The 26573-nt window shown below is 74.2% G+C and carries 20 protein-coding genes; 13 read left to right on the forward strand and 7 right to left on the reverse strand.

Annotation, left to right across the window (positions count from 1 at the left end):
* The first annotated feature begins 85 nt into the window (after nucleotides 1-85).
* Nucleotides 86-631 (forward strand): type 1 glutamine amidotransferase domain-containing protein, encoded by a 546-nt coding sequence (locus O4U47_RS05520; RefSeq protein ID WP_270676450.1) that lies wholly within the window; start codon nucleotides 86-88, stop codon nucleotides 629-631.
* A gap of 61 nt (nucleotides 632-692) precedes the next feature.
* The gene (locus O4U47_RS05525) at nucleotides 693-2798 is read left to right on the forward strand and encodes a catalase (protein WP_270676451.1); all 2106 of its coding nucleotides are present in this window, start codon (nucleotides 693-695) and stop codon (nucleotides 2796-2798) included.
* A gap of 58 nt (nucleotides 2799-2856) precedes the next feature.
* Here O4U47_RS05525 and O4U47_RS05530 read toward each other — a convergent pair whose 3' ends face one another.
* Nucleotides 2857-4548: a formate--tetrahydrofolate ligase gene (locus O4U47_RS05530; protein ID WP_270676452.1), complete on the reverse strand. Its 1692-nt coding sequence runs from the start codon at nucleotides 4546-4548 to the stop codon at nucleotides 2857-2859.
* Between the two features lie 244 nt (nucleotides 4549-4792).
* Here O4U47_RS05530 and O4U47_RS05535 point away from each other — a divergent pair, with 244 nt between their 5' ends.
* From O4U47_RS05535 to O4U47_RS05545, 3 genes are read left to right on the forward strand one after another with little or no spacing between them, the layout of a single operon-like run.
* Nucleotides 4793-5974, forward strand: coding sequence for a MalY/PatB family protein (locus tag O4U47_RS05535; protein WP_270676453.1), 1182 nt, complete (start codon nucleotides 4793-4795; stop codon nucleotides 5972-5974).
* 32 nt (nucleotides 5975-6006) lie between these two features.
* Nucleotides 6007-6843 carry a TVP38/TMEM64 family protein gene (locus O4U47_RS05540; RefSeq protein WP_270676454.1) on the forward strand — a complete coding sequence of 279 codons (837 nt, stop codon included), beginning with the start codon at nucleotides 6007-6009 and terminating at the stop codon, nucleotides 6841-6843.
* Nucleotides 6785-9085, forward strand: coding sequence for an ATP-binding protein (locus tag O4U47_RS05545; RefSeq protein WP_270676455.1), 2301 nt, complete (start codon nucleotides 6785-6787; stop codon nucleotides 9083-9085). The genes O4U47_RS05540 and O4U47_RS05545 overlap by 59 nt, the downstream gene beginning before the upstream one ends.
* Nucleotides 9086-9476: 391 nt before the next feature.
* Here O4U47_RS05545 and O4U47_RS05550 read toward each other — a convergent pair whose 3' ends face one another.
* On the reverse strand, nucleotides 9477-10268 hold the full coding sequence (locus O4U47_RS05550; protein ID WP_270676456.1) for an SAM-dependent methyltransferase: 792 nt from the start codon (nucleotides 10266-10268) through the stop codon (nucleotides 9477-9479).
* A 425-nt stretch (nucleotides 10269-10693) separates the two neighbouring features.
* On the opposite strand from O4U47_RS05550, the gene O4U47_RS05555 reads away from it, so the two are divergent.
* Complete coding sequence (locus O4U47_RS05555) at nucleotides 10694-11197, forward strand: MaoC family dehydratase (RefSeq protein WP_270676457.1); 504 nt, start codon at nucleotides 10694-10696, stop codon at nucleotides 11195-11197.
* Nucleotides 11194-12018: an HpcH/HpaI aldolase/citrate lyase family protein gene (locus O4U47_RS05560; RefSeq protein ID WP_270676458.1), complete on the forward strand. Its 825-nt coding sequence runs from the start codon at nucleotides 11194-11196 to the stop codon at nucleotides 12016-12018. Before O4U47_RS05555 ends, O4U47_RS05560 begins: the two co-directional genes overlap by 4 nt.
* A gap of 1 nt (nucleotide 12019) precedes the next feature.
* Here O4U47_RS05560 and O4U47_RS05565 read toward each other — a convergent pair whose 3' ends face one another.
* The gene (locus tag O4U47_RS05565; protein WP_270676459.1) at nucleotides 12020-12967 is read right to left on the reverse strand and encodes a LysR family transcriptional regulator; all 948 of its coding nucleotides are present in this window, start codon (nucleotides 12965-12967) and stop codon (nucleotides 12020-12022) included.
* 485 nt (nucleotides 12968-13452) lie between these two features.
* On the opposite strand from O4U47_RS05565, the gene O4U47_RS05570 reads away from it, so the two are divergent.
* The 5 genes from O4U47_RS05570 to O4U47_RS05590 all read left to right on the forward strand — a co-directional run bounded on the left by O4U47_RS05570 (nucleotide 13453) and on the right by O4U47_RS05590 (nucleotide 19998).
* Complete coding sequence (locus O4U47_RS05570; protein WP_270676460.1) at nucleotides 13453-15009, forward strand: hypothetical protein; 1557 nt, start codon at nucleotides 13453-13455, stop codon at nucleotides 15007-15009.
* 265 nt (nucleotides 15010-15274) lie between these two features.
* On the forward strand, nucleotides 15275-17218 hold the full coding sequence (locus O4U47_RS05575) for an ABC transporter permease (RefSeq protein WP_270676461.1): 1944 nt from the start codon (nucleotides 15275-15277) through the stop codon (nucleotides 17216-17218).
* Nucleotides 17149-17679 carry an FtsX-like permease family protein gene (locus tag O4U47_RS05580; RefSeq protein ID WP_270676462.1) on the forward strand — a complete coding sequence of 177 codons (531 nt, stop codon included), beginning with the start codon at nucleotides 17149-17151 and terminating at the stop codon, nucleotides 17677-17679. Before O4U47_RS05575 ends, O4U47_RS05580 begins: the two co-directional genes overlap by 70 nt.
* Nucleotides 17680-17687: 8 nt before the next feature.
* Nucleotides 17688-18488, forward strand: a complete 801-nt coding sequence (locus tag O4U47_RS05585) for an ABC transporter ATP-binding protein (protein WP_270676463.1) — start codon at nucleotides 17688-17690, stop codon at nucleotides 18486-18488.
* A gap of 445 nt (nucleotides 18489-18933) precedes the next feature.
* Nucleotides 18934-19998, forward strand: coding sequence for a YeiH family protein (locus O4U47_RS05590; RefSeq protein ID WP_270676464.1), 1065 nt, complete (start codon nucleotides 18934-18936; stop codon nucleotides 19996-19998).
* Nucleotides 19999-20225: 227 nt separating this feature from the next.
* On the opposite strand, the gene O4U47_RS05595 is transcribed toward O4U47_RS05590, so the two are convergent.
* Together O4U47_RS05595 and O4U47_RS05600 are read right to left on the reverse strand one after the other, a co-directional pair.
* A complete protein-coding gene (locus tag O4U47_RS05595) occupies nucleotides 20226-21416 on the reverse strand; it encodes an ARPP-2 domain-containing protein (protein ID WP_270676465.1) in 1191 nt (396 codons plus the stop codon).
* Nucleotides 21413-22879: a hypothetical protein gene (locus O4U47_RS05600; protein ID WP_270676466.1), complete on the reverse strand. Its 1467-nt coding sequence runs from the start codon at nucleotides 22877-22879 to the stop codon at nucleotides 21413-21415. Before O4U47_RS05600 ends, O4U47_RS05595 begins: the two co-directional genes overlap by 4 nt.
* A 349-nt stretch (nucleotides 22880-23228) precedes the next feature.
* Between O4U47_RS05600 and O4U47_RS05605 the strand changes: the two genes are divergently transcribed.
* Nucleotides 23229-23963 carry a DUF4389 domain-containing protein gene (locus O4U47_RS05605; RefSeq protein WP_270676467.1) on the forward strand — a complete coding sequence of 245 codons (735 nt, stop codon included), beginning with the start codon at nucleotides 23229-23231 and terminating at the stop codon, nucleotides 23961-23963.
* 37 nt (nucleotides 23964-24000) lie between these two features.
* Here O4U47_RS05605 and xylB read toward each other — a convergent pair whose 3' ends face one another.
* Nucleotides 24001-25407 carry a xylulokinase gene (xylB, locus tag O4U47_RS05610; RefSeq protein ID WP_270676468.1) on the reverse strand — a complete coding sequence of 469 codons (1407 nt, stop codon included), beginning with the start codon at nucleotides 25405-25407 and terminating at the stop codon, nucleotides 24001-24003.
* A gap of 90 nt (nucleotides 25408-25497) precedes the next feature.
* A complete protein-coding gene (locus O4U47_RS05615; protein WP_270676469.1) occupies nucleotides 25498-26445 on the reverse strand; it encodes a PfkB family carbohydrate kinase in 948 nt (315 codons plus the stop codon).
* Between the last annotated feature and the right edge of the window lie 128 nt (nucleotides 26446-26573).

Consider the following 26573-nt stretch of genomic DNA (forward strand, 5'->3'; position numbering starts at 1 on the left):
CGCAACGGCCGTGCCCGCGCATGACCCCGGCCCGCCGGGGTAGCCGGACCGCGCGAGCCGCGATCGCGCGAGGAGGGGGAGCGAGATGACCGGCGAACTGGAAGGCTGCACGGTGGCCGTGCTCGCCACCGACGGCGTCGAGCAGGTCGAGCTGGAACGGCCCCGCCGCGCCCTGGAGGAGGCCGGGGCCCGGGTCGAGCTGGTGTCCGTCGTCCCCGGGCCCGTCCAGGCCATGAACGGCGACATCGACCACGGCGACACCTTCTCCGTGGACCGCAGGGTGACCGGGGCCGACCCGGCCGACTACGACGGACTCGTCGTCCCGGGCGGGACGATCAACCCGGACCGGCTGCGCATCGTCCCCGAGGCCGTCGAGTTCGTCCGGGCCTTCGCCGCCTCCGGGCGGCCGATCGGGGCGATCTGCCACGGGCCGTGGATCCTCGCCGAGGCCGGCGTGGCGCGCGGGCGTGCGGTGACCTCCTACCCCAGCATCCGCACCGATCTGCGCAACGCCGGGGCGGAGGTGCTCGACAAGGAGGTCGTCACCGACCGCGCCGTCACCACCAGCCGCGACCCGGGGGACCTGGACGCGTTCTGCGAGCGCATCGTCCAGGAGATCGCCCGCTACTGAGCGGGCCGCGCGGGGCGGCGCGCCCCGCGCACGCGAATCGAGAATCGGGGAGGAGAACGCGATGTCCGAGAGCCCGCAGGGACGGACGGACGACAAGGACCGGCAGCTGGACGATGACCGCGTCGACTCCAAGGGGGCGCTGACCACCGACACCGGGGTCCGGGTGGACGACACCGACAATTCCCTCAGCGCGGGTGAACGCGGCCCCACCCTCCTGGAGGACTTCCAGTTCCGGGAGAAGCTCACCCACTTCGACCATGAGCGCATCCCCGAACGCGTCGTCCACGCGCGCGGGGCGGGTGCCTACGGCTATTTCCAGGTGTACGAGTCGCTCGCGGACTACACGCGCGCGGAATTCCTGTGCGACCCGTCGCTGAAGACGCCCGTGTTCGTCCGCTTCTCCACGGTCGCCGGGTCGCGGGGGTCCTCCGACACCGTGCGCGACGTCCGGGGCTTCGCGACCAAGTTCTACACGCGCGAGGGCAATTACGACCTGGTCGGCAATAACATGCCGGTGTTCTTCATCCAGGACGGGATCAAATTCCCCGATTTCGTGCACGCGGTGAAGCCCGAGCCCCACAACGAGATCCCGCAGGCCCAGTCGGCGCACGACACCCTCTGGGACTTCGTCGGCCTGCAGCCCGAGACCCTCCACATGATGATGTGGCTCATGTCCGACCGGGCCATCCCGCGCAGCTACCGCACCATGCAGGGCTTCGGGGTGCACACCTTCCGGCTGGTCGACGCCGAGGGGCGCGGCACCTTCGTCAAGTTCCACTGGACGCCGCGGCTGGGCACGCACTCGCTCGTCTGGGACGAGACGCAGCGCATCGCGGGCAAGGACCCCGACTTCAACCGCCGCGACCTGTGGGAGGCGATCGAGCGGGGCCAGTACCCCGAGTACGAGCTGGGCATGCAGCTCATCCCGGAGTCCGATGAGCACGCCTTCGGCGTCGACCTGCTCGACCCCACCAAGATCGTGCCCGAGGAGGAGGTACCGGTCACCCCGGTGGGCCGGATGGTGCTCGACCGCAACCCGGACAACTTCTTCGCCGAGACCGAGCAGGTCGCGTTCCACACCGCCAACGTGGTGCCGGGCATCGACTTCACCAACGACCCGCTGCTGCAGGCCCGCAACTTCTCCTACCTGGACACCCAGCTCATCCGCCTGGGCGGGCCCAACTTCCAGCAGCTCCCGGTGAACCGGCCGGTGGCCCCGGTCGACAACGACCAGCGCGACGGGTACGGCCAGCACCGGGTGCACCGGGGCGCCACGAGCTACTACCCCAACTCGCTGGGCGGCGGGTGCCCGGCGCTGGGCTCCGACCCCTACCGGCACCACCAGGAGCGCGTGGACGGCGCGAAGGTCCGCGAACGCAGCAAGAGCTTCCAGGACCACTACAGCCAGGCCACGCTCTTCTACAACAGCCTGTCCGACTGGGAGCGCGGCCACCTGGTCGAGGCGTTCCGCTTCGAGCTGGGCAAGTGCGATACGCACCAGGTGCGCGAGCGGGTGGTCGAGCGGCTCAACCACGTCGACCACGGCCTGGCGCGCGACGTGGCCGCCGGGGTCGGGGTCGACCCGCCCCGGCACGAGGCGGTGCCCAACCACGGGCGCTCCTCCCCGGCGCTGAGCCAGGCGCGCACGGCGATGAACGAGATCACCGGGCGCACGGTGGCCGTCCTGGCGGCGGACGGCGTCGACGCCCAGGACGTGGAGGCGCTGCGCGGGTCCATGGCCGACGGAGGCGCCGTCGCCGAGGTGCTCGCCCCGCACGACGGGACGCTGCGCACCGCCGACGGCACCCCGCTGGAGGCCGACCGTGCCATGGGAACGGTCTCTTCGGTGCTCTACGACGCGGTGGCGCTGCCCGGCGGCGCCGATTCGGCGGCGGAACTGTCCTCCGACGGGCTCGCCCTGCACTTCGTGGTCGAGGCCTTCAAACACCACAAGCCGATCGCGGCGCTCGACGACGGGGTGGACGTGCTCTCGCACACGGCCCTGCCCGACCTGCGCGTCGCGGTACCGGCGAGCGGCCAGACCGTCGTCGACCAGGGCGTGGCCACGCACAGGGGAGCGGACCACGGCGAGCTGACGCGCGCGCTGGCGTCCCTCCTGGCCGGCCACCGGGTCTGGGACCGCGAGACGGGGGCCGTCCCGGCGTGACCCGGAAGGGGGCGGCGGAGGTCCCCCGACACCCCGCCGCCCCCGCGCCGCCGCAGGTTCAGGACAGCCCCGTGATCTCCCCGTCGTCGTCGAGGTCGACACCGTAGGCCGCGGGCGAGCTCCCCAGCCCCGGCATGGTCTGCATCGTCCCGCAGATCAGGTAGACGTACCCCGCCCCGGCCGCGGGCCGGACCTCGCGGACCGGAAGGGTCCACCCCGTGGGGGAGCCGCGCAGCGACGGGTCCGACGACAGGGACAGGTGCGTCTTGGCGATGCACACCGGCAGGCGCCCCAGGCCGTTGCGCTCGCAGGCGCTCACCTGGCGTTCGGCGGTCTCGGAGAACTCCACCCCGTCGGCCCCGTAGACCCGGCGCGCGACCTCCGCCACCTTGTCGCGGATGGGTGCGTCCTCGGGGTACAGGGGCGCGTAGTGCGACTCCTCGTCGGCCGCCTCGGCCACCGCCCGCGCCAGGTCCTCGGCGCCGCGCCCTCCGTCGACGACGTTGGTGCACACCGCGCTGCGCGCCCCCGCCTCGGCGGCGATCCGCCGCACTTCCTCGAGCTCCGAAGCGTGGTCGGTGGGGAAGGCGTTGACCGCCACCACCGGCGACACCCCGTGCAGGCGGCAGTTCTCGATCTGCTTGACCAGGTTGGCGGCCCCGGCCCGCACGTCGTCGGTGTTCTCCTCCAGCATCCCCTCGGGCAGCGGGCGGCCCGCGGTCACCGCGTGGCGCCCCGAGTGCGCCTTGAGCGCGCGCACGGTGGCCACCACGACGGCCGCGTCCGGGGCCTCGCCGGAGACGCGGCACTTGATGTTGAAGAAGCGCTCGGCGCCCATGTCGGCCCCGAACCCGGCCTCGGTCACCAGGAAGTCCGCGGAGCGCAGGCCGATCAGGTCGGCCACCACCGAGGAGTTGCCGGTGGCGATGTTGCCGAAGGGGCCGGTGTGCACCAGGACCGGGGTGTGCTCCAGGGTCTGCAGCAGGTTGGGCTTGATGGCCTCGCGCAGGACCGCGGCCATCGCCCCGGCGCCGCCGATCTGCTCGGCGGTCACCGGCTTGCCCGCCCGGTTGCCCGCCACGATGATGCGGCCCAGCCGCGCGCGCATGTCCCGGGCCGACGACGACAGCGACAGCAGCGCCATGACCTCCGAGGCGGCGGTGATGTCGAACCCGGTCTGGCGGGGCGTCCCGTCCATCCGGCCGCCCAGTCCGGTGACGATGCCGCGCAGGGAGCGGTCGTTGATGTCCACCACCCGCCGCCAGGAGATGTCGTGCGGGTCGATGTCCAGCGCGTTGTCCCGGAACAGGTGGTTGTCCAGCAGAGCCGCCAGCAGGTTGTGCGCGGCCCCGACCGCGTGGATGTCCCCGGTCAGGTGCAGGTTCAGCCGCTCCATGGGCACGACCTGGCTGTAGCCCCCGCCGGCCGCGCCGCCCTTGATGCCGAACACCGGCCCCATGGAGGGCTGGCGCAGCGCGAGGGCGGTGCGGTGGCCGATGCGGTTGAGGCCGTCGCCCAGGCCGACCGTGATGGTGGTCTTCCCCTCGCCCAGGGGCGTGGGCGTCACCGCGGTGACGACGACGTAGCGCGCGCGGGGGCGGTCGGCCAGCGCGTCCAGTGCGGACAGGCGGATCTTGGCCACATGGTCGCCGTAGGGCTCCAGGAGGTCCTCTGGAAGCCCCATGCGGTCGGCGACGCTCGACAGCGGCTCCAGAGCGGCGCCGCGGGCGATCTCCAGATCGGTCGGCATTGGCAACGACATCACCCCTCGGGACGCGGCGTTCGGGCTGGTCGGGAACCCGCACCCACATTCTCGATGACGGTTGACCATTACGCAATCAGTTTCGTAATACGCAATCCGTGGCCGGGTGTGGCCACCGTCGGCCCCCGTGGCGCACCGCGCGGGGGCCGGGGCGGGGGAGACCCGCCCGCATCCGGGAAGACCGGGAGGGGACCCGGCTCGGAGCCGGATCGGACGACGGAAGGGACGGCGCATGGGCCTGGTAGAGGGGTTCGACGCCTTGACGGTCGGCGAACTGCGGGCACGGGGGACGCTGAAGTGGTCGAAGTACGGTGAGGACGTGCTCGGGGCGTTCGTCGCCGAGATGGATTTCGGCACCGCCGAGCCCGTCCTGCAGGCGCTCCGCGAAGCGGTGGAGGGCGCCGCCTTCGGATACCCGCCGCCCGGCGCCTCCGCCGAGCTCGCCGAGGCGTGCCGCGGATGGCAGGAGAAGGCCTACGGGTGGAGCGTGCCCGCCGAACGGATCCACACGGTGCCCGATGTGCTGCGCGCGTTCGAGATCGCCACCACGCACTTCTCCCGGCCGGGGAGCCCGGTCATCCTCCCGACGCCCTGCTACATGCCCTTCCTGACGGTCCCCGGGCGCCTGGGACGCGACATCCTCCAGGTCCCCATGGTGCAAGGGGAGCAGGGCTGGAGCCTTGACCCCGACGCCCTCGCCGGGGCGTTCCAGAGCGGGGGAGACCTCCTGGTGCTGTGCAACCCGCACAACCCCCTCGGGCGCGTCTTCACCCCGCACGAGCTGGCCGCAGTGGCCGAAGTGGTCGACCGGTACGGCGGACGCGTGTTCGCCGACGAGGTGCACGCGCCGCTCACCTATCCCGGACACGGCCACGTGCCCTATGCGTCGATCGGGCCCACCGCCGCGGGGCACAGCGTCACGGCGACATCGGCCTCCAAGGCGTGGAACATCCCGGGCCTCAAATGCGCACAGCTCATCATCACCAACGACGCCGACGCCGAGGTGGTGGAGGGCATGGAACCCTTCACACTGAACGGCGCCGGCGTCCTCGGGATGGCGGCCAACACCGCCGCCTACCGGCACGGCGCGCCGTGGCTCGCGGAGGTCCTGGAGTACCTGGACGGCAACCGGCGGGCGCTGGGCGACCTGCTGGCCGAACACCTGCCGGAGGCCGGGTACCGGCCCCCGGAGGGGACCTACCTGGCGTGGATCGACCTGCGCGGCGCGGTGCCGCGGGACGACCCGGCCGGGCGGATCCGCGAGCGGGGCGGCGTCGCGGTCGTCGACGGCGCCGCTTGCGGGGAAGCGGGGCGCGGGTGGGTGCGGCTGAACTTCGCCACGCCCCGCCCCGTGCTGGAGCGCCTCGTCCTGGGGATCTCCCGCTCCGCCCGGGGTGGTACCTTCACCCCCTGACCGCCGCCCCCGACCCATGAGTGGAGAGCCGGGTGAACGCAGGGCGCCCCGGGGGCGACCGCAGGTCCGCCGCCCGCCGGGCCGCCGTCTTCGCACTGATCACCGTGGCGCTCCTCATCGCCGGGACCCGGCTCCCCGGGCTCGGGGAGATGCGCGCCGCCGTCGAGGCCGTGGGCCCCGCCGCGCCCTTGGCGGTCCTCGGCCTCTACCTGGTCGCCGCGCTCCTCCTGGTGCCCCGGCCGCTCCTCAACGCCGCCACCGGGGCGCTGCTCGGCCCGGCCGCCGGGTTCGCGGTCGCGAGCGTGGGCGCCGTGGTCGGGGCGCTCGTCCAGTTCTGGGCCGCCCGCCTGATGCTGCGCGGCGCGGTGCACGCCTGGGTGCCGCCCGCCGTCCGCGCCCGCCTCGACCGCGCGGTCGAGCGGCACGGCCTGTTCGCCGTGGTCTATCTGCGGCTGATGCCGATCGCCCCGTTCTCGGCGATCAACCACGGCCTGGGCGCCACCGCCATGAGCGCGTGGCGTTTCGCCCTCGGCACCGCCGTGGGGTGCATGCCCTATACGGCCGCCATGGTCCTCCTCGGTGGATCGGCCGCCGACCCGCTCTCACCCGGCTTCCTCGCGGCGGGCGCCGGGACCGCGCTCCTCGTGGCCGCCGGGCACACCGCCGTGGTGCTGATGCGCCGTGCGGAGCGCGCCCGTGCGGCCGGGGACGGACGATTCCCGGAAACGCCCTATACGCAGGGCTCTGTCTCGGTACAGTGCGCACCGAGGGGGAGTCGAGCGTCGCGGCGGGCAGGGCGAGGACCGGATCATGATCCAGCGGACGGCGGGGGCGCTCCCCCGGCAGCTCACGGGGTTCGTCGGCCGTGAGGAGGAGGTGGACCGCGTCACCGGCCTGCTCGGGCAGGGCCGGCTGGTCACCGTTCTGGGGCCCGGCGGCGTCGGCAAGACGCGTATCGCGCTGCACGTCGCCGAGCGCGTCGCCTCTCAGTACTCCGACGGCGCGCGCTTCGTGGCGCTGTCCGGGCTGCGCGACCCCGAGCTGATCGCGCACACCGTCGCCTCCACGCTCGGGCTCGCCGAACAGGACGTCCGCTCCCAGCTCGACGTCCTCCTGGACTACCTGCGCGGCCGCTCCCTGCTCCTGGTGCTGGACACCTGCGAGCACCTGGGCGATGCCTGCGCCATGCTCGCCGAGGTCGTGCTGCGCGAGTGCCCCGGGGTGACGATCATGGCCACCTCCCGGCACGCGCTCAACGTGCTGGGGGAGTTCAGCCACCCGGTCCCGCCCATGCCCGTGCCCGACCCCGACGACGCCGACGCCGTCCGGCACAGCGCCGTCGAGCTGTTCGAGCGCAGGGCGGCCGCGGTGGTCCCCGGCTTCACCCTCACCGAGGCCGACCGGCGCCACGCGGTGCGCCTGTGCCGCCGCCTGGACGGCATCCCGCTCGCCATCGAACTGGCCACCGTGCGCCTGCGCGCCCTGCCGCTGCGGCGCCTCGTCGAGCGCCTGGAAGACCGCTTCCAGCTCCTGACCGGCGGCACACGGGCGGCGCTGCCCCGCCACCAGACGCTGCGCACCGGCATCGAGTGGAGCCACGACCTGTGCACGCCGCAGGAGCAGGTGCTCTGGCGCAGGCTGTCGGTCTTCGTGGGCGGATTCGACGCCGAAGCCGCCGAAGAGGTCTGCGCGGGCGACGGCCTCGAAGGCGGCGAGGTGCTGGAGGCGCTCATCGGCCTCGTCGACAAGTCCGTCGTCCTGCGCGCCGACCGGGGCGGGGAGCGCTACCGCCAGCTCGACACCCTGCGCGAGTACGGTGCCGAGCGCCTCGCCGAGGCGGGGGAGGAGCAGGAGTACCGCGGCCGGCACGTCGATCGCTGCCAGCGGCTGGCGGACCGGCTCGACCGGCGCTTCACCGAGGACCAGCTCGGCCGCTTCCGTACGCTGGCGGCCGAGCACGCCGACATCCGCATGGGGCTGGAGTACGCCTTCGCCGTTCCGGGGTGGGAGTCGCGGGCCGCCCGCCTGGCCGCCTCCCTATGGGGCTACTGGCAGATCTCCGGCCGCCTCAAGGAGGGGCGCTACTGGCTCACCAAGGCCATCGGATCCCTGCCCGAGGGCAGCCCAGAGCGCGTGTGGCCCCTCGGCGTCCGGGCCTACCTCGGCACCTTCCGGGGCGAACTCGACGCCGCCCTGGCCGACCTCGACGCGGCCATGCCCGTCCCCGAGGGGCACCCCGACGAACGGCTGAAGGGGCGGATGCACCTGTACCGCCACCTGGCGCTGGTGTTCGCCGGGCGCCATGGCGAGGCGCTGCCCGAATACGAGTCGTGCGCCGCCGCCGCCAAGCGCGCGGGCGACTTCGCGACCTCGGTCTCCCTGCTCGCCCAGCAGGGCTACCTGCACCTGCTCAGCGGACAGCTCGACGAGGCGGTCGCGGTGTGCACCGAAGGGCTGGCGCGCCTGGAAGGGCGGGACGCCGAGCTGTGGCTCCGCTCCTACATGCTGGTGATCACCAGCGCCGCGCTGACCTTCAAGGGCGACGCCGCGGGCGCCGGCGCCGCCGGAGGGCCGGCCGTGCGCATGAAGTGGGAGCTGGGCGACTTCGTCGGCCTGGCCTACTGCCTGGAGGTCACCGCCTGGCGGGCGGTGGGCCAGGAGCGCCCCGTGCGCGCCGCGTGGCTGCTCGGCGCGGCCGACCCGCTGTGGGACCGGGCGGGCGAGCGGCTCGGCGGCACCGCCATCATGGAGGCGTTCCACCAGGAGGCGGTGGGGTCGGCCCGCGCGGCGCTGGGGGAGGAGCACTTCGCCGAGCTGTTCGCCGAGGGGGCCGACCACCCCCTGGAACGGATCGCGGACGCGGCCGTCGCCGACGCCGACACCCTGACGCCCGGGCGCCAGGACCCGCCCCCGGGCCAGGCCGCGCTCACCGCGAGGGAGCGCGAGGTGGCCGGGCTGATCGCCGAGGGGCTGTCGAACCGGGCGATCGCCGAGCGGCTGGTCATCTCCAAGCGGACCGTGGACACGCACGTGGAGAACATCCTGGCCAAGCTCGGGGTGTCCTCCCGGGTGCTGGTGGCCCAGCGGCTGGCCGAGGCCGACCCCGCCTGAGGCCGGAGGAGGGGGCCGCCGTGCCGCCGTCCTCCGCGCGGACGGGCGGCGCGGGCTGGACAGGAGGCGGTCACGGCGGGAGGGTGGTCCCTGGAGGAGCGGTGACGCCGCTCCCCCTCAAGCGACGTCCGCACACGACTCCCCCAGGGGATCCCCTCGATGCGGGCCGGGATTCCAGGACTTCCGCGGCCGCACCACCAATTCTGGGGCCGCGAAGGGCGTCAACGCCGCCGGTCCGGCCCGGATGGGTGCACGGAACTCGGACCGCGCCCCTACCGAGGAGGGCTCCGCTCCCTTACCCATACGGATACGTGCCCGGGGAGCACCGGTTCACCGATGGGGCGGCACTACGGATACGGAGGGCGCGCGATAGGAGCGGCCGGCGGCCGTCTCAGGGCTTGCGTCCCACGGCCACCAGGTGCGGGATGGCGCGGCCGCTGAAGAGCGTCTCCGCGTCGGGGCGCCACTCCGGGGCGAACACGACGCCGGGGTCCGAGAGCTCCAGGCCGTCGTAGAGGTCCTCGATCTCGGCCCGGCTTCGGGTGCGCATGGGGTGCGGATTGGCCTCGTTCCACACGCGCAGCAGTTCTTCCATGCGCTCGGGGACGACGTCGGCGGTGGGGTGGCCGACGATCAGGAGGCTCCCCGGGGGGAGCGCGCCCATGAGCGTGGAGACGATGGCGCGCGCGTCGTCCTGGGAGACGACGTAGTTCAGCACGCTCGACAGGACGACCGCGGTGGGCTCGCCGAAGTCCAGGGTGCGTGCGGCCTCGGCGAGGACGGCCTCGGGGTCGTGCACGTCGGCGTGGATGTAGTCGGTGGCGCCCTCAGGGGTGCCGACCAGCAGCGCCTGGGCGTGCACCAGCACCAGCGGGTCGTTGTCGACGTAGACCACCCGGCACTCGGGGGCGGCGGCCTGTGCGACCTCGTGGGTATTGTCGGCGGTGGGCAGCCCGGTTCCGATGTCGAGGAACTGGCGGATGCCGTGCCCGGCCACCGCGTGGCGGACCGAGCGCGCGAGGAACTGCCGGTCGGCCCGCGCGCTGACCACGCCCTCGGGGACGATCTCCTTGAGCCGTTCGCCGACCTCCCGGTCGACGGCGTAGTTGTCCTTGCCGCCCAGCCAGTAGTCCCACACCCGCGCGGAGTGGGGGACGCGGTCGTCGATCGTCGGCTCGGTCATCGTGGTTCCGATCTAGCGCTCGGCGCGGGAGCGGCTCGGCGCGTCGGGGGCGAAAGCGTTGGAAGGGACCCTAGGGCGTGTTTCTCGGATCATTTTCGGCTCGCGACCACCAGGACGACGCTCGCTGCGCCGGGACGCTCGAGCAGCCAACCAGGATGAACTTCGCGCCCCGTCTTGCGAGCGCCGCCCGGGACGGCCGCTCGCTGATCGAAAAGCCTCCGAGAAACACGCCCTAGTCCTCTCATACCTCGCATGCACCCAGACCCCGGCAGTGACAGGCCTTCCCGGGCGCATACCCGTACACCCGGGCCCGGGGCGCCCTCTCGGGGAGCTCCCGGGCGGGGCGCGTGACCGGCGGTATGCAAGCATGGCGGAGTGATCACGGGCACACCCCGCCCGGAACGACGGCTCGACGAGGAGGCGACGTGGAGGAACGCGGTCCCGAGGCGACCCCTGAGCGGATCGTGCAGCGCGGCCTGTACTTCGAGGAGCTGAAGGAGGGCGCGGTCTACCAGCACCGGCCCGGACGGACCGTCACCGAGGCGGACAACACCTTCTTCAGCACGCTCACCATGAACCCGCAGAGCCTGCACCTGGACGCCCACTTCAGCGCTTCCACCGAGTTCGGGCGGCCGCTGGTGAACAGCCTGTTCACCCTCTCGACCCTGGTCGGGCTGAGCGTGGCCCAGCTGACCCAGGCCACCACCGTGGCCAACCTGGGGTTCGGGGAGATCGCCTTCCCCCGCCCCGTCTTCCACGGGGACACGCTCTACGCCGAGACGACCGTGCTGGAGAAGCGGCCGTCGTCCTCGCGGCCGGGCAACGGGATCGTGAAGTTCGAGCACCGGGCCCTGAACCAGGACGGCGAGCTCGTCGCGCGCGCCCAGCGCAGCGCCCTCATGCTGTGCAAGCCGGAGGGGGAGCGATGAGCGGCGCCCCGGGCATCCCCGGCCCCTCGCTGCTGTTCTGCCCCGGGGACCGGCCCGACCGCTACGCCAAGGCGGCGGCGCGCGCCGACGCGGTCATCATCGACCTGGAGGACAGCGTCGCCCCCGACGCCAAGGACGCCGCGCGCAGGATGTTCTCCGAGGCCTGGTCCGAACTGGACCCCGAACGCACCATCGTGCGGGTCAACCCCTTCGGAGGCCCGTGGTGGGAGGGGGACGTACAGGCGGTCCGGGACCTGGGCGTGCGCCTGGTGATGCTCCCCAAGGCCGAACAGGTGGAGGCGGTGCGCGCGCTGGCCCCGGCGCGGGTGGTCGCCCTGTGCGAGTCGGCCGCCGGAGTGCTGGCCGCCCCGGCCATCGCCGCCGAGCCCGGGTGCGCCGCGCTCACCTGGGGCGGAGAGGACCTGATGGCCGACCTGGGCGGTGCGTCCAGCCGCCGGTCCACCGGGGGGCTGCACGACGTCGTCGCGCACGCGCGCTCATCGGTGCTGCTGGCGGCCGCCGCGCACGGCAAGCCCGCGGTCGACACGGTGTACCTGGACATCTCCGACACCGACGGGCTGGCCGCGGAGGCCCGGGAGGCGGCCGAGACCGGGTTCGCGGCGAAGATGTGCATCCACCCCGGCCACGCCGACCCCATCCGCGAGGCCTTCCGCCCGCCGGAGGAGGAGGTGCGCTGGGCGCGGGGCGTCCTCAAGGCGGCCGGGGAGAACCCGTCCGGGGTGTTCCGGTACGAGGGCCGGATGATCGACGCACCGCTGCTGGGCCAGGCGCGGGCGATCCTGCGCCGGGCCGGGGAGTAGCTCACTCCCCCTCGGCGGCGATCCGGACGAGCAGGTCGGCCGGGGGGACCGGACGGGTGTGCGGGCGGCGCACCGCCCGCAGCGGGCGGTGCAGGTCGACACCGGCGACCGGCACCTCCCGCAGGCGCCCGTCGGCGAGTTCGGCGGCGACGGCGAGCTCGCTGAGCACGGCGGGGGCCGCACCGCTCTGGACGGCCACCTTCACCGCCGCGTTGGAGGGCAGCTCCAGCGCCGGGGGCTCGGGGCCGGTGCCCAGGGCCAGGCGCAGCGCCTGCTCCAAGGTGGTGCGCGTGCCGGAGCCGCGCTCGCGGGTGACCAGCGCGGTCCCGGCCAGGGTCCGCGCGGGCAGGGGGCGGCTCCGGGCGGCCCAGGGGTGCCCCGGGGCGACGACGGCGACCAGGCGGTCCTGCCGGACCAGGAGCCTGTCCAGCCCGTGCGGGGCGTCCAGGGACTCGACGAACCCCAGGTCGGCGTCGCCGTCCCGGACGCGCTGGGCGACCTCCTCGGAGTTGAGCACGTCGAGGGCGACCTCCACCTCGGGCGCCCGGTCGCGCAGGCGCGCGAGCCATCCGGGGACCAGGTACTCGGCGACGGTCATGCTGGCCGCCAGGCGCAGGGTGGCCCGCCGGTCCCGCCGGAGCGCGGCCACACCGCCGGTGAGGTCGCGGGCGGCGTCAAGGACGCTCTGGGACCACCCGGCGACGGTGCGCCCCTGCGCCGTGGGCCGTGACCCGCCGGTGGTCCGCAACAGCAGCGGCAGCCCCAGCTCCCGCTCCAGGGTGTCCAGGCGGCGGCTGGCCGACGCCTGGGTGAGCCCGGCCCGGGCGGCGGCCCGCCCGATGCTGCCCTCCTCGACGACGAGGAGGAAGAGTTCGAGGCTGGCGAGGTCGGGCCAGGAACGGTAGGTCCCCGCCCCCGGCGCGCCGTTGCGCGAGTGGCCGTCGGTCATGCGGTCACTGTATGGCAGCGGTCGGCACGACGCGATCCGGCGTGATGGGTTGACCACCCTCCGGGGCCGGTTCCGGCCGGGCCGGGGCCGCGTCCGCGGAACGCGCTCTACGCGGGCGAATCGGCCCATTCCCGGCCCGGAACGGTAACGGTCCCTCGCATTCTCGTGCGCTCATCGGTGAGAAACGGTGGCGCGTGGGCAAAGGGCAGGCATGGACATCAGTGCCCCGCACGGGACGCGCAGCCGCGATCGGCCGCGCCGGTGCCGGGGCCCGCCCCGGCGTGCGAGCGCCCCGTGACCGGCCCTCTGGCCCCTGCACCCGACCCCGACCCCGTGCCCGTCCCGAGCCGGACGGGCGGTCGGACCTGAGAATCGCCATCCCCTGCCAGCGCCGCGCGGCACCCGGCCGCGCCCGGCCGATGCCCCCGCTCCACGGCCCGTGGCCCGCAGCCGCTCGGGCGCTGTGAGCGAGAAGGAGCAGACCGGTGTTGAACCGAACCATCGGCGCGATAGGACTCGCGGCCGTGGCGGCCGCCGCGGTGGCGGCCCCGGCCGCCGCCTCCGGAACGGAGTCGCCGCCCCCCTCCGCCCAGCAGACCTGCCCCGGCTCCGCGTCCCCGACGCGCAGCGACTTCAACGGCGACGGCCACGCCGACGCCGCCGTCGGCGACCCGTTCGCCGCGGTCGGCGGCACCAACGACGCGGGCGCGGCCACCGTCCTGTACGGCGGCGACGGCCGCGTGGGCGAGGGGGAGCGCGCCCGCATCACCCAGGACTCCCCGGGCGTCCCCGGAACGGTCGAGGGCGGCGACTGGTTCGGCGCCGCGCTGGAGCCGGTGAACCTCGACGGGGACGGCTGCACGGACCTCGTCGTCGGCTCCCACGGAGAGGACCTGGACGGCGTCGGGAACGCGGGGGCGGTCGTCGTCCTGTACGGCTCCCCGGACGGGCTCGGCGCGGGCCGCGCATCGCTGTGGATCGACCAGTCCACCGCGAAGGTGCCCGGGACCTCCGAACGCCTCGACGAGTTCGGCTACTCGCTGAGCGCCGCCCCGGCGAAGGGCGCCGACGCGGCGACCCTGGTGGTCGGCACCCCCTACGAGGACGTCGGCTCGCTCCAGGACGCGGGCGCCGCCACGGCGATCTGGTTCACCGAGCCCGGCGCGATCGCCGCCGCGGCCCGGTTCGACCAGGACACGCCGGGCGTCCCCGGCGGCCCCGAGGCCCACGACCTGTTCGGCCTGGGCGTCGAGCTCGCCCAGGTGTCCGGGAGCACCGGCCGCTGGGACCTGCTCGTCGGCATGCCCTACGAGGACGTCGGCGCCGAGCAGGACTCCGGCGGGCTGATCAGGATCGAGGACATCGCCGCGGCGGTCGCCGAGCACCCCTCCGCCTGGTGGGACCAGGCCTCCCCCGGCGTGGCCGGGTCGGTCGAGGCGGGCGACCTGTTCGGCACCGACCCCGAGTACGTGCCCACCCCCGAGGGCGGCTACGTCGCCGTCGGCGTGCCCGGGGAGGACCTGTCCGGCCGGCACAACGGGGGAATGGCGCAGTCCTTCACCGGGACCGGCGGCGGCCTCCAGGCGGACCGGTCGTTCCACCAGGACAAGGAGGGCGCCGCAGGGGCGGTCGAGGACAACGACTACTTCGGGTTCGTCCTGGAGGGCGTGCCCCGGCCGGTCGCGGGCGGGGACGCGCGCGTCGTCCTCGGCCTGCCCTATGAGGACATCGGCGCCGAGCAGGACTCCGGCGCCGCCCAGTCCTTCTCCCTCGACGCCGTCGGGTACGAGGACCGGTGGATCGACCAGTCCACCGCCGGGGTGCCGGGCACCCCGGAGGCGGGCGACTTCTTCGGCGAGGAGGTCGCCACGGCCGGTGACGAGGACGAACAGGCGCTCCTGGTGGGCGCCCCGGACGAGAACGCCCACGGCACGGTGACGGTGCTGCCCTTCGGCGGCGGCGCCCGCGCCTGGGAGCCCGGCGTGGACGGCGTCCCGGAACCGGCCAACCGGTTCGGCGCCTCCCTGGCCGGACACGCCTGAACCCGCTCCGCTCCTCCCGGGAAGGGCCTGGGCCCCGAGGCGCTCCGGCGCCCCGGGGCCCAGGGCCGGTCTCCACGGGCTCCTAAGGGCCGTCTCCGGGTGACCCCAGGGGGATTGCCGGACTCCCGAAAAGGCAGGGGGAAGCGACCATCGGCTTACGCGCCGCCCGGGCGCGGGGCCCACCGGTCGTTCGCCAAGGCACCGGGGGCCGTCCACCCCCTCGTCACGGAACAGGCGTCCGTGCCGGAAGGATCGGAGTCCCTCTGTGACCACGAGAGCCCTCCTGCACCTCCGGCATGTGGGCAACGACCTCTCCCGTGACAAAGGCGTCGACCTCGCCCTCGCCGCCGTCCTGGTGCTCAGCGCGTTCCTGATGGCCACCGGGGCCATGGTCATGGAACGCGTCGTCGGGTCCGTCGACCAGCTCTTCCAGGAGGCCCAGCCTCCCCACTTCCTCCAGATGCACAGCGGCGACTACGACCCCGAGGCCCTGGAGGCCTTCGCCGCGCGGAACCCCGACGTCGCGGCATGGCTCATCGAGGACATGCTGGGGTACGACGGCGCGGCCCTCTCCTGGAGCCGCGCGGCGACCGGCGAGTCGGGGGACTTCTCCGACAGCCTGATCGACAGCCTCTTCGTCACACAGAACCACGAGTTCGACTTCCTCCTGGACGAGACCGGCGCGGCCCCGACGCCCTCCCCGGGGGAGGTCTACGTCCCGGTCGCCTATCAGCAGGCGTACGGCCTCCGGGCCGGGGACGGGCTGACGGTCGCGACCGACACCGGAAGCCGGGAGTTCCGCATCGAAGGCTTCGTGCGCGATGCGCAGATGGCGTCGTCGCTCTCCGCGTCCACCCGTGTCCTCGTCTCCGAAGAGGACTTCCGCGAGCTGGGCCGCGCCGGGGGCGGCGCCCCGGAGATCATCGCCGAGTTCCGCCTGGCCGACCCGTCCGCGGCGGCCGGGTTCCAGCGCGCCTACGAGGCCGACGACGCCCTGCCGAAGAACGGGCAGGCGGTCACCTTCGACATGGTCCGCCTCATCAACGCGGTCAGCGACGGCCTTCCCGCGGCGGCGCTGGTCTTCGCGAGCCTCCTGCTCATCGCCATCGCCGTCCTCAGCGTGCGCTTCGTGATCCACGGGACCCTGGAGGGCGAGGTCCGCGAGATCGGCGCGATGAAGGCCGTCGGCATCCCCGACCGGTCGATCATGGGCCTGTACCTCACCAAGCACGACGTCATGACGCTCCTCGCGTGCGTCGTCGGCGGCGCCCTGGCCGTCGCCGCGACCGGCCTGCTCACACGCGGCGTCGAAGCGAACTACAGCCAGGCGCCGCCCGGCGCCGCGACGGTCCTGGTCCCCGTGGCCGCGCTCGTGGCCGTGTTCGTGTTCGTCATGGCGGTCTGCCGCGGCGTCCTCGGCAGGATCGCGCGGATGCAGGTCGTCAACGCCCTGGTGCACGGCAGCCTCCTGGAGGAGCGGCGCGCGGCGCGCCGCGCCCGGCGGCGGGCCCGGCGGCTCCGCCCCAGCGCCCTGGGCTCCCGCCGGGGCCGGGCGGTCAACACGCGGCTGGCCCTTCTGGACCTGCGCGCCGAGCGCGGCCGGTGGATCCTCCTGCCCGTCGTGTTCTTCCTCGCCGCGGTCCTGATGGTCCTCCCGATGAACCTGCTGAGCACGTTCACCGGCCCCGGCTTCGGCACCTACATGGGGGGTCCCGGACAGCGGCGTCCGCGCCGACGTGCGCTTCGCCGACGACGTCGAGTCCGTGCACGCGGACGTGGTCGAGGGGATGCGCGGCGACGACCGCCTGACGGACGTGCGCTCCTTCGGCAACGTGCTGATGGAGGCGGAGGACGCGGAGGGGCCGGTCGGCCTCCGCGTCGATGTGGGGGACCAGCGGCAGGCCGCGGTCGCGTACCTGGAGGGCGGGCGGCCGGAGTCCGGGGAGATCGCGCTGTCGCTGCTGAACGCCGAACGGTTCGGCGTCTCCGCGGGCGACGAGCTGGCGGTGGACGGCGGCGACGGGGCGGCCCCCCCTCACCGTCAGCGGCGTCTACCAGGACGTCTCCAGCGGCGGCTCCACCGCGAAGATGCAGGGGGCGCCGCCGGGCGGGGCGGACGCCTACGTCGTCTTCGCCGACATGGCGGGGGAGGCGGCCCCCGGCGCGGTGGCGGCCGAGTACGGGGAGCGGTACCCCGATGCGTCGGTGATCCCGATGCGCGAGTACGTCCAGCAGACGATGTCGTACGCGACCGACGCCCTGCGCGGGGCCGCCGTCCTGTCCGCGGTCTTCGGACCGGGCGTCGCGCTGCTCAACACCAGCCTGTTCCTGCGCCTGGTGCTGTCCCGGGACCGCGGGAAGACCGGCCTGCTGTCCGCCGTCGGGTTCTCCTCGGGGGAGATCGTCGGCCAGGTGCGGCTGAAGGTCCTCGTTGCGGCGGCGGCGGGGACGGCGATGGGCGTCGTGTTCGCGGGGACGGCGGGGGAGAGCCTGGTCGGCCTCCTCGTCGCGTCGGCGGGGCTGGGAATCGGGGAGCTCGCGTTCATCCCGGACCCCCTGATCGCCTACGGGGTGTACCCGCTCGCCCTCATGGGCGCCGGACTCCTCGGCGCCCTCCTCCTCACCGCCCCGCTCCGCAGGGCGGACAAGAGCGCGTGGCTCGGACGGTGACACGGACGATGACGGGAGCGACCACGGCGCAGGCCGTGACACAGGCGCCGACGGCACTGGAGTGCCGTGACCTGGCGAAGACGTACTACTCCACCGACCCTCCGAGCGAGGTCGTCAGCGGGATCGACCTGGCCGTGCGGCGGGGCGGGTTCCTCGCCGTGATGGGGGCGTCCGGTTCGGGGAAGTCGACGCTGCTGTACAACCTCAGCGGCATGGACCGCCCGACCGGCGGGCGGGCCCTGCTGGAGGGGCGGGACCTGACCTCGCTCGGCGACCGGGAGATGAGCCGGGTCAGGCTGACGCGGGTGGGACTGGTCTTCCAGCAGGCCTCCTTCCTGCGCACCCTGAACGTGCGCGACAACATCCTCTTGCCGGCCCTCAAGGCGGCGTCGGGCAAGCGGCAGGCGGCGGAGGCGGCGGCCAGGGGGGACGGGCTGATGGAGCGGTTCGGGATCGCCCATGTCGGGCGGCACGGGATCACCCAGGTCTCCGGGGGACAGCTGCAGCGGGCCTCGATCTGCAGGTCGCTCGCGTGCGAGCCGTCCGTCCTGTTCGCGGACGAGCCGACGGGCGCGCTGAACAGCAGCATGACGAAGGAGGTCATGGACGCGCTGACCGATGTGCACGCCGGGGGCGCGACGATCGTCATGGTGACGCACGACCCGGCGTGCGCCGCCCGCGCCGACCGCGTGGTGTTCCTCCGCGACGGCCGGCTCGTCGATTCGCGCGAGTTCGGCGCGTGGAACGAGGAGGAGGCGGGGCGCCGCGAGGACGACCTGATCACGTGGCTGAGGGAGCAGGGCCTCTGAGGGGGAGCCCAGACGGGGAACGGCTCCTCCCGCGGCGGGAGGAGCCGATTCCGGAAGCGCGCTCCCGAGGTCGGGAGGTCGACGGCGGTCTCTTACCCCAGCGCTCTCCCATCTGAGCTACACCGGCCGTGCCGGTGGCAGGACTCGAACCTGCGACCCCTGGATCCCAATGAAGTATCCGCCGTCTTCGCACCGGGAACGCGTGAGTACGCTGCCGGCGCCTTCCACGGCGAGGCAACGGGTTTTCCGGCCGCCGGGGCGCCTGTCCCGGGCGGCCAGGGCATTCGGGGCGGTGGTTTCACCACACGATCACTGTCGGCCTGGCGTTTTCACCACTGTGGACTCCCGCCCTTGGTCCCCGGGCGGAGAAATATGCAGTCACTGCATGTCCTTCCCCGGGAGCGGCGGCTACCGGAGGGGGAGCGGTGGCGGGAGCGTGGGGGGCATGCTCAAGAAGTCCCCTTCCTGCGGTTTATCCCCCTCGCGGATGCGCGTGCGGCTCGCCCCGCTCCTGCCCGGGGCCCTGCTCGTCGCGGCGGGCGTGGCGGCGGCGATGGGCGTGCACGCGATCATGCCCGGCGCGGGCGCACTGGTCGTCGCACTGGTCCTCGGGGCGGTCCTGGCCAATGTCGGCCTGGTGCCCGACCGCGCCCGGCCGGGGTTGAAGGCGGCGGCGAAGACGCCGATGCGCGCCGGGATCGTGCTCCTCGGGCTGGGGCTGTCGCTGCCGGACGTGCTGGCCCTGGGCGGCCCGGTGCTGCTCGTGGTGGCCGGGGGGCTGGTGGCGACGTTCGGCGCCACGGTGGCGATGGGGCGCGTGCTGGGCATCGGCCCCGAACGGCGGATGCTCATCGCGGCCGGGGTGTCGGTGTGCGGGGCGTCGGCGGTCGCGGCGGCCAACGACGCGGTGGGCGGCGACGACGATGACGTGGCGACGGCGGTCGCCCTGGTGACCGTGTTCGGGACCGTCGCGATCCCGGTGCTGCCCGCCCTTGCGGCGGCGTTCGGGCTGGGGCCTGACCTGACGGGCATGTGGATCGGCGCGAGCGTGCACGAGGTGGGCCAGGTGGCGGCGGCCGCGGGCGCGGTGGGCGGGACGGCCCTCGCGACGGCGGTGGTAGTGAAGCTGACGCGGGTGGTGCTGTTGGCGCCGCTGATGGTGGCACTGGGGGTCTGGCGGCGGAGGAGGGCGGTCGCCGCTGCCGGGCCCGACGGGGCCGACTCGGGATCGGGAAGGGCGACCCCGCGCCGCCCGCCGCTGGTGCCGCTGTTCGTCGTCGGGTTCCTCGCTGCGGCGGCCCTGGGCGGCACCGGGTGGCTGCCGGGGAGCGTTCTGGCGGTCGGGGGAGTGGTGCAGACGATCCTGCTGTCGGCAGGGTTGTTCGCCATGGGGGCGGGGGTGCACCTGCCGACCCTGGCGAAGAGCGGCGCCCGACCGTTGGCGCTGGGGGCCGTGTCGAGCGTGTTCATCGCGACGGCGGCACTGGGCGGATTGGTCGCGGTTGCTTGACGGGCTGCGGTGAAATCTGCGTTATCGTTGCCGAGAACGCAGAAGTCGCACATATGAGGGTTGCTGGTCGAAGAAGTAGCAGGTCAAAGAGATGTGCCCCGCGTGCGCGGGGATGGACCGGCTTCGGCGATCATGCAGAACCCGATCACGAAGTGCGCCCCGCATGGCCGGGGAAGGGAATGAAGGGGCGGTGCTTCGCACCGCCCCTTCCGCTTCTTCACCCGCCTCTACGGATTCGGATTCCCGGCCCAGAAGCGGTCCAGGATGTCCTGCCTCAGCAGGTGCTCCATCCCCGCCGAACGCATGCGCGTGATCAGCCCCCGGCGGTCCGTCGCCAACGACGCGGCGGTCGCGTCCAGGTGCCACCCCGCCGCGGCCAGCTTGCTCAGCAGGTGTCCCCGCTTCGTCTGGGCGTTGGAGAGCACGAACGTCTTCAGGTACCCCGGCTCCCCGTCCTCGCGGACGATCGCCTCGCCGATGTGGTTCGTCCTGGCGGGGTCGAACGACGGCAGGAACCGATCGAGCCGGAACTCGCCCATGCGGTAGACCGGGGTCAGCGTGTAATCGGCATCGGTCAGCGGCGCCAGCATCGTCTCGTCGTGGAAGTCCCGCCACGACGCCCGCTGCTCCTCCAGCGCCGCCCTCAGCCCTGCCAGGTCCGACACACCGCGCGTCCTCAATGGCGCGTGCAGGTGCGGCGACTCGGCGACGAACGTCGCGTTCCGGTAGATCGCCTCCCCGAACATGTCCAGCACCAGCGTCGGGTGCAGCGCCCGGTAGTCCTCCGGGTGCGGGGTCACGACCACGGAGGCCAACTCGTCCCCGACGTACAGCGCCACACCGCACTGGCCGCGCACGATCTCGAACGTGCGCAGCGCCTCGGCCAGCCCGCGCACCTGCACGCCCAGGTAGGAGTCCTCCTCGCGCGGCGACAGGCCCCGTCGGAGCGTCGTGCGCGACCACTCCTTCCACGCGATGTCCGGGCCGCCGAAGTGCAGACTCAGATACCCCTCCATCGCCAGGTGCAGCGGCAGGAAGCGCAGCCGCGTCCGGTCCGTGCGCTGTACCTGGCGCCGGAGCCCGAACAGCTTGATCCGGGGCGGCGCCCCGGCCGCCTCCTCACGGGCCGCACGCTCGGCCTCCGCCCCGGACGGGGCGCCGCGCTCCACCTCTGACAGCCACGTGCCGTACGCCGCCGACGCCGCCTCGCCACCCCACGTCGCGACGTAGGCGTGCGGAACGTATCCGATGTAGCGGGGCCGCCGCTGCGACCCCACGACCGCGATGTCGCCGCCGGTCAGGCGTGGGTGCAGCCGCAGCCCCTCGACAGGGCGCCGCCTGAGCAGCGGCACCATGCGCACTCCGCCCCGTACCTGCGCGCGGCCGGTCTCCAGGCCCTTGAGGGTGAGGTCGGTCATCGGACCTCCTGAACCGTGCGCTTCTCGTCCACGTCGGCGATGTAGGCGGCCACCCGCCGGTCCAGGTGCTCGCGCAGCTCGGCCAGGCCGGACCGGCCCTCCCCGAACCGTGCCAGCTCCACCAGCGACGGGAGCGCCGAGGCGTCCCGGATGCCCACCGTCGGCACCGACCCGGCCAGCCGTGCGGGCTCCATCTCGTCCGCGTCCATGACCGGGTTCAGGTGCACGGCCGCCGTCCGGCGGTCCGGGTCGACCCGGGTGCGCCAGGCGTCCAGCAGCGCCGCCGGGACGGGCGGGGCGTCGTCGTGCCCGTCCGAGACGACGACCAGCCGCTCCGGCCCGTCCTCCAGGGCGTCCATGATGGTCTCGGCCAGCGGGGTCGCGCCCTCCGGCCGGACGGTCAGGGCGTCGCGGCGCCCCGACACCCAGTGCGGCGTGTACCGCACCGAGAGCTCCTCCAGCACGAAGTGGCACGCCAGCGCCACCGCCAGCGGCCGGTTCCGCTTCACCGGCGACCCGAACGAGGAGTAGCTGTCGTCGAGCACCGCCGCGGTCGGCCCCCACGTGCCCGCCTGGCCTCCGGCGATCCGCCGGGCCGCGGCCCGGAGCGCCGCGGTCAGCTCCTCGCGGCGCTCCTCCCGGTCGGCGACCGGCAGCGCCAGCACGTACGAGCACAGCCGGGTCAGGCCCACCCGCCGCAGGTCGGCGCCCTCCAGGCCGTGTCCGCGCAGGCTCCGGTCCAGCCGCAGCAGCTCACCCCCGGTCGCCGAGGCGCGGGCCCGGCTCAGGAACTCCTTGCGCGGCACCCCGTGCTTGGCGGCGAATCCCTCGCCGACGCTGAGCGGCAGCTCGTAGGCGGCCTCGACGGTGTAGTGGGCCTCCCGGTAGGACTCCAGCAGGGGCGTGGCGAAGGAACCCGCCCGGTGCGGCGGGGAGAAGCAGAACGCGGAGACCTCGCCGGGCAGGCGCAGGTGCGCGTGGCGGGCGGCGGCGGTCAGCCCGGCGCGGTACTTGACCGCGTCGAACGCCAGGTCCCGCCGCCGCGAGATCCACCGTGCGATGACGGTGCGCGTGCGCCGGTTGTTGACCCGTTCGGCGGCCAGGCGCCGGAACAGGCGGTACACGCGCTGGGGCGGCATGTGCGCCAGGCGCTGCGAGACGAGGGCGCCCTCGGTGCGCCGGTCCAGTGCGGCGGCCCCGGGCTCGCCGGGGTCCGACAGCAGGCCGTGCACGATCCGGGCGGCGTTGTGGTCGTTGACGTCCAGCGCCAGGGACGCCGCGTACAGGTCCCGGAAATTGACGCGCACGTAGTCGTGCAGGAAGTCCAGGGTGAGCCGCTGTCCGGCGGCGCCGGTACGGAACTCGCGCTGGCCGGTCCCGCTGATCGCGGCGTTGGCGAACCTGAGCACGTCCTCGCAGTCGAGCAGGTCGGTGTAGGTGTCGCCGTCCGGGGTGTCGCGCATCGCCGCTCCGCAGGGTCGGGGGCCGGCCGGGGAGGAGGGGAGCGAACTGCGTGATGCTCGCGGTAGAGGCGAAATCCGGAAGTCGCGCCGAAGTCCCACGGCCGGCCCGCGCAGAGAGTAGCAGCGCACACGTGCCCGGTTCACGGGGTTTTCGTGCGGCACCGCGCCGGGCGGCGGCCCCGGCGGCGGAGTGCCCGAAGGTCCCCGCCCTGGAGGCTGTTCACCCCTAAAACGGACCGGCCCCGCGGCGTTCCACTGGAAACCGCCGCCTACGGGTTCGGCGTCCCGGGGGGACGGCTCTTCACGGGGCCGTGCGCAGGAGTGTTCCCTGTGTCTGGAGGGCAGAGAGTTGTCGACCACCCCGGTCCGGATCGAAGGCGACCTGGACAACCCGAGCCGCTGGATGTGGCTGGTCAAGTGGATCCTGGCGATCCCGCACTACATCATCCTCGTCTTCCTGTGGGTCGCGTTCGTGCTGCTCACCGTCGTGGCGTTCGTCGGGATCCTGATCAACGCCCGCTACCCGCACTGGATCTTCCGCTTCAACCTCGGCGTGCTGCGCTGGTCGTGGCGCGTCGACTACTACGGCTACGCGATGCTCGGCACCGACCGGTACCCGCCGTTCACCCTCGGACCGGCCGAGGACTACCCGGCGCGGCTGTACATCGCCGAACCCGGGCGGCTGTCGCGGGGGCTGGTCCTGGTCAAGTGGTGGCTGCTCGCGATCCCGCACTACCTGGTCCTCATGGCCCTCTTCGGAGGTCCGGCCTTCGTCGCCGCGGACGGCGAGGACAAGGCGTACGGGGCCGCCGCCATGGAGGCGGCCGGGAGCGGGATCGGCCTGGCGGGCGTGCTGCTCCTGATCGTGGCGATCGCGCTGCTGTTCACGGCCCGCTATCCGCAGGGGCTGTTCGACCTGCTCATGGGCATCATGCGGTGGGCCATCCGCGTCGGGGTGTACGCGTCCCTCATGACCGACTCCTACCCGCCGTTCCGCCTCGACCAGGGCGGACGCGAGCCGCTCGTGCAGGACCAGGAGAGCGGAGCCGACGCGCCGCCGCAGGCGCCTTCCGAATCGGAGTGACACCGCGGGCGGCGGGGCCGGGCCCCGCCGCCCTTCCTCACGCCTGCTGCGACTCCAGCCGCGCACGGACCTCGGCGTAGCGCTCCCGCACCTGCGGGGCGGGTTCCCCGGTCCGCTCCTCGGTCTGCGCGCCCGTGCCCCACTCCGGCGGCTCGGCGCCGCCCTGCAGCGCCCAGGCCGCCTGCCGCGCGGCCCCGTCGGCCACGTACTCGCTGTCCTCGGGCACGAGCACCGGCCGCCCGAACACCCGGGGCGCCAGCGCCTTGACCGCCTCCGACCGCGCGCCGCCGCCGATGAGCAGCACCCGCTCCACCGGGACGCCGTTGTCCGCCAGCGCGTCCACCGCGTCGGCCAGGCCGCACAGCATGCCCTCCACGAACGCCCGGGCGATGTTGGCCGGGCGCAGGTTGGCCCCGGTGATGCCGTCCAGCCGCCCGGTCGCGTCCGGGAGGTTCGGCGTGCGCTCCCCCTCCAGGTACGGCAGCAGCACCAGCCCCTCGGCGCCCGGCTCGGCGGAGAGCACCAGCCGGTCGAACTCCTCGCGGCCGACCCCCAGGGCCGCCGCCCCGGCCTCCAGCACCCGCGCCGCGTTCAGCGTGCACACCAGCGGCAGGAAGCCGCCCTCGGCGTCGGCGAACCCGGACACCAGGCCGCTCGCGTCCGCCGTGGGCGCCTTGACCGACGCGAACGCGGTCCCCGACGTGCCCACCGACACCGCCACGTCGCCCGGGCGCAGGCCCAGCCCCAGGCCGGCCCCCATGTTGTCGCCGGTGCCGACGCCCGCCGCGCGCACGCCCTCCCGGCCCGGCGCGGGGGCGCACGCCAGCGCCTCGCCCGGCGTGGCCACCCGGGGCAGCCGCACGTCGTGCCCGAGCGCCAGGCGCACCAGGTCGTCGCGGTAGGCGCCCTCGGCGGGGGAGTAGTACCCGGTGCCCGATGCGTCGCCGCGGTCGGTCACCGCCTCCGACGACCCGGTGATGCGCCGCGTCAGCCAGTCGTGCGGCAGCACCGCCTCGGCCACCCGGGAGGCGTTCTCCGGCTCGTTCGCGGCCAGCCAGCGCAGCTTGGCCACGGTGAAGCTGGACACCGGCACGCTGCCCACGGCGTCGGCCCACGCCTTGGGGCCGCCCAGCTCGGCGACCAGGTCCGCGGCGGCGCCGGCCGCTCGCGTGTCGTTCCACAGCAGCGCCGGGCGCACCACGCGCCCGTCCTCGTCCAGGGCCACCAGCCCGTGCTGCTGGGCGGCGACCGCGACCGCCTCGACGCCCTCCAGCAGCCCGCCCGAGGAGGCCTCCTCGAACGCGCGCCACCAGGCCTCGGGGTCGACCTCGGTGCCGTCGGGGTGCGGGGCGCGGCCGGTGCGCACGAGCGCGCCGTCCTCGGCGCGCCGGACGACGATCTTGGTGGCCTGGGTCGAGCTGTCGACGCCCGCTACGAGTGCCATGCGATCTCCCTCAGGGGACGGGGGGCGCTCCTCACGCAGGGGGTGCGCTCCAGGGGACGTGGTGGTGTGACGGCCATTACGCGCAACACCCTAAGAGACCGCTTTTCCGAGGGCGGCCTCCACCTCGGCCCGGTCCGGCGGGGAGGAGCCCGCGCGCGTGCACGCCAGCGCGGCCGCGTGCGCGGCGAACACCAGCGCCTCGTGGGCCGCCTCCGGCCCCATGGAGGCCAGCTCCGCCGGGCCGCCCGAGAAGCCGCGCCGCTCCAGCTCGGCCAGGTAGGCGCCGATGAACGCGTCCCCCGCCCCGACGGTGTCGACCACGTCCACGGGCGGCGCGGCGGCCCGCAGCGGCTCGTGGCCGGGCAGCACCGCCACGGCCCCCTCGCCGCCGAGGGTGACCAGCGCGAGCAGCAGGCCGTGCTCCTCCACCAGCGCCTGGGCCGCCTCCACCGGGTCGCGCCCGGGGAACAGGAGCGACAGGTCGTCGGCGCTGGCCTTGAGCACGTGGGCCACGTCGCACCAGCCGCGCGCGTTCTCCCGGTAGGCGTCCATGTCCGGGCAGGCGACGGCGCGCACGTTGACGTCGTAGGAGACCAGGGTCTCCGCGCGCCGCGCGCGCAGCCACGACCGCAGCACCGAGGCGCCGGGCTCCAGGACCGTGGCGAGGGTGCCCACGTGAACGCACGCCCCCGCGGTCTCCGACGGCAGCTCCACGGGCGACCACTGCCAGTCGGCGGTGCCCGACGCGTAGAAGGTGTACTCGGCCGACCCGGAGGCGTCGAACGCGACGAAGGCCAGGGTGGCCTGCTCCGGGGCGTCCACCGCCCACCGCAGGTCCACCCCGTTCTCCTCCAGGTGGGCGCGGAGCATCCGCCCGAAGTGGTCCCGCGACAGGCGGCAGAGCAGGGGCGCGCGGGCGCCCAGCCGGTTCAGGGCGATGGCGGCGTTGGCGGCGCCGCCGCCCGGCAGCGCCCGCCAGTCGCCGGGGGAGTCCCCGGGGATGAGGTCCACCAGGGCCTCGCCGCAGACGATGATCATGTGTCTCCCGACGTTCGGCGGTCCCGGCGCGGCGGTGCCGGGCACCTCCCCACCGGGACCGGGACTGTCCGACGGTTCCCCATCATGGCGGGGCGGCCGGGCCCACGGCCCGCCGCCCCCGCCGTCGG

It is taken from the genome of Nocardiopsis suaedae (assembly GCF_027706745.1).
In the GTDB taxonomy this organism is placed as follows: Bacteria; Actinomycetota; Actinomycetes; order Streptosporangiales; family Streptosporangiaceae; genus Nocardiopsis_A; species Nocardiopsis_A suaedae.